3 protein-coding genes are annotated in these 3283 nt (G+C 68.2%); 1 reads left to right on the plus strand and 2 read right to left on the minus strand.

Annotation, left to right across the window (positions count from 1 at the left end; genetic code table 11):
* Positions 1-414 precede the first annotated feature (414 nt).
* Together ACFYPS_RS36830 and ACFYPS_RS36835 are read right to left on the minus strand one after the other, a co-directional pair.
* Entirely contained in the window at positions 415-1005 is a 591-nt protein-coding gene (locus tag ACFYPS_RS36830) for a DinB family protein (protein ID WP_387331115.1), read from the minus strand.
* A 347-nt stretch (positions 1006-1352) separates the two neighbouring features.
* The gene (locus tag ACFYPS_RS36835; RefSeq protein ID WP_354968841.1) at positions 1353-2351 is read right to left on the minus strand and encodes a zinc-binding dehydrogenase; all 999 of its coding nucleotides are present in this window, start codon (positions 2349-2351) and stop codon (positions 1353-1355) included.
* 112 nt (positions 2352-2463) lie between these two features.
* On the opposite strand from ACFYPS_RS36835, the gene ACFYPS_RS36840 reads away from it, so the two are divergent.
* Positions 2464-3072 (plus strand): helix-turn-helix domain-containing protein, encoded by a 609-nt coding sequence (locus tag ACFYPS_RS36840; RefSeq protein WP_354968842.1) that lies wholly within the window; start codon positions 2464-2466, stop codon positions 3070-3072.
* Positions 3073-3283: the final 211 nt, after the last annotated feature.

A 3283-nucleotide genomic window follows, 5' to 3' on the forward strand; every position in this document is an offset into this window, starting at 1 on the left:
CGCCGAACACGAGGCCCTACACGCGATGACCCAGCCGGTCACCGCAGCCCTGAAAACCAGCTAACCAACTCTCCATCAAACCCGGGGCTTGACAGCCTTCTACACCAAAGCTGGCGGGCACGCCACAGCGGCCCGCATGGTGCGCTTCCCCGCAGGGTTCGAGTTGCCCGAGATTGAATACACCTGGGATGCAGACGCCATCAGCGGTCAGTGCGACATAACCGGGTGGGACGCGATCCGGTCGCCTAACTAGATGCTGCACGGAGGCTTGCTCTGCTGCCCGTCCCGGGCCAACATCCTCATCTGCCGCCGACCGGGTGTCACCTTGGGTAAGCGACCGCGGCGCCGAGGCCGTCGGGTCGTGCCGAAGAGCGGATGCTGAACTCGCCGACTGTACCGACGGGGACCGGGCGGCTATCCGAAGCGGTCAGCCAGCTTCGTCAGCTTGGTGACGTACGCCGGCCAGTCATAGTCGTGAGGGATGTTGGTGTTCTCCCGCCGCCGGCCGATCGCCGTGTCGTGCTGCTCGCGCATGATGTCGGCGTGACCGGCGTGACGAGCGAGGTCGCAGGTCACGTGGACGATGATCCTTTGCAGTGTCACGGCCTGTCCGCCTGGCCGCCACCACGACACCCGCCCCGGCGCGTTGAGCGGTAGCTGTTCGATCGTCTGATCCGCGAACACCCCGACACGTCGATACAGGTCGATCAGCCCATCCTTCGTCTCCTCCTCCCGCGCGTACCAGTCTGCCTGCGGGTCCTCCTCGAACGCCTGCATGGGGACCAGTTCCTCAGGCGTCGGGAATTCGCGCCCAAAGGTAGGCCCGAAGTAGCCGGCTTCGACATTGAGGCAATGCTTAAGGACTCCCAGCAGGTTGTTGCCGGTCGCGGTGCGCGGCAGTCTGGCTTCGCGTTCGCTCAGCCCGTCGAGCTTCCAAATCAGGTCTTCGCGAGTCGCCTGGAGGTAGTGGTGCAGCGCAGCCTTCGCATCGCCCAAGTCAGCCATGCCCGCCAGTCTTCCTTATGCGCCGAGCCATCGTGCGAGGTGTCGTCGGCAAGATCAGCGCCCGGCTGAAGCGGTTGGCATCCTCATCTGCCGATGAGAGTGCGTCGGCTAATACGGCAGTCCGAGATCGTGATGTGTGCGAGGGTTCCTGTCGTAACGCTGGACAGCCCACCGTGCCGCTGTACTGGCAGGCAGCGTCGCCCCACTGCCGGGGGCTTCTCATCGGCGGGTGCAGCAGCGACTGCCGCGTCTTGATCCTGTTTCACACGCGTGATGATCGCGGCGGCCGTGTCCCTACGTGGCTGCTCAGAAGTGCCGGGGACCCGCCAACTGGCGTCATGGTCTGCTCAGGGCCGCAGTGCCAGCTTGCCCACGGTGGCCCGGGCTTCCAGTTCCGCGAGTGCCTTCGGCCCCTCGGTCAGCTCATAGATGGTGGGCTGGCCGGGGCCGAGCACCCCGGCCGCGAGGAGCCCGAACAACTGGCCCATGACCTCGCCGAAGATCTGCGGTGCGGCCTGGATCAGGATGCCGATGTTCAGGCCGATGACGTGGATCTGGTGCTTGTAGACGAGTTCCCAGTTGGTGATCGCGGCTTCCCCGCCGGCCAGGCCGTAGACGACGACCCGGCCGGTGACCCGCTTGGTCGCGGCCAGGCTGGCGTCGAGGGTGGCGCCGCCGACCGAGTCCAGCACCAGGTCGGCGCCCGCGCCGCCGGTCAGCCGCAGGACGTCGGCGGCGAGGTTGGTGCCGCGGGAGTCGATGACGTGGTCGGCGCCCAGCGCCCGTACCACCTCGTGCTTGCCTGGCGAGGCCGTGGCGATCACCGTCGCGCCGTAGTGCTTGGCCATCTTCACCGCGGCCTGGCCGGTCCCGCCGGCAGCGGCGTGGATCAGCACGGTCTGCCCTGCGGCGACGCCGCCCAGCGGCTTGAGCGCCGCCAGCGCGGTCGGCCAGCTCACGACCAGGCCCAGCGCCTGCTCGTCGGCCCAGCCTGCCGGCACCGGGACCGCGGCGGCCGCGGGCAGCACCATGTACTCGGCGAAGGCGCCGCCTCCGATGCCGACGCCGATGACGTGGGCGCCGGTCTCCAGGTCGGTCACCCCCTCACCGACGGCGGTGACTTCACCGGCGCCTTCGATGCCCGCCAGATACGGCGGCTGCGGGCCGCCTGCGAACGTGCCGCGGGCCTGCGAGATGTCGACGAAGTTGACGCCGGCGGTGGTGACCCGGATCAGGACCTCGCCCGGGCCTGGGCTCGGTACCGGTGCGTCGGTGATCAGGCGCAGGTCCTGCGGGCCGTTCAGGGATGTCTGCTGCAGGGCGCGCATGGTTGCGGGAAGGCTCATGGCATCGGCTTCCTTTTTCTTTATCGAACGACCAACAGATCGTGGCACGGCCGTGCGGTGCAGGTCAAGGTAAACTTGATCGAACGACAAACAAGTACGGAGAGGCATCCCGATGGCTACTCGCGGTAGGCCGCGCACATTCGACCCGGACACCGCCCTGCGCCAGGCGCTGGACCTGTTCTGGGAACGGGGCTACGAGGGGACCTCGCTCAACGACCTGGCCGAGGCCATGGGTATCGCCTCGGCCAGCATCTACGCATGCTTCGGCAGCAAGGAGGACCTGTTCCGCAAGGTCATGGCGCTCTATGGCACGACCTCTGGCGAGCCGCCCAGGCGCGCGCTGCGCGAACAACCGACCGCGCGCGCCGCGATCCACGCCATGCTGCGCGCCACCGCCGATGAGATCACCCGCCCGGACACCCCGCACTACTGCATGCTCGTACTGGCCGCGCCCACCGGCGCCGTGGAAAACCACACGGTCCGGGAGTTCCTGGCCGACCGCCGGCGCGACCAGCACACCACCATCAAAGACCGGCTCGCCCGCGGCGTCACCGACGGCGACCTCACGGCGCCGCCCGCCAGCCTCGACGCGATCGCCCGCTACTACACCACCGTGGTGCAGGGCCTATCCGTACAAGCCCGCGACGGCGCCACCCGCGCCGAGTTGGAAGCGGTCATCACCTGCGCGATGGCCGCCTGGGACACGCTCATGCCGCGATGACAGTGCGCTGCCGCTTCGCGATCGGTGCCTTCGAGGGTGCCCGAACAGACCGTGAGATCGGGACGAGCCTCTGACAGCGGAGCCATGAACGGGTGCACGGATCTGCCGCTGTCCGCGCTCATGCCCAGCGCTGGCCTTCATGGAGGGATTGTCGGACGTGGCCGCTAAGGTCCCCGGGCAGGCCTAGCCGCTGCCGACCGCGGAGGCCGTG

Source organism: Micromonospora sp. NPDC005087, from assembly GCF_042872965.1.
Lineage (GTDB): Bacteria > Actinomycetota > Actinomycetes > Mycobacteriales > Micromonosporaceae > Micromonospora.

Bases quoted from the DNA above. Each gene is read 5' to 3' on its own strand.
- ACFYPS_RS36835 (WP_354968841.1), bottom strand. From the start codon at position 2,351: ATGAGCCTTCCCGCAACCATGCGCGCCCTGCAGCAGACATCCCTGAAC.
- ACFYPS_RS36840 (WP_354968842.1), top strand. From the start codon at position 2,464: ATGGCTACTCGCGGTAGGCCGCGCACATTCGACCCGGACACCGCCCTG.
- ACFYPS_RS36830 (WP_387331115.1), bottom strand. From the start codon at position 1,005: ATGGCTGACTTGGGCGATGCGAAGGCTGCGCTGCACCACTACCTCCAG.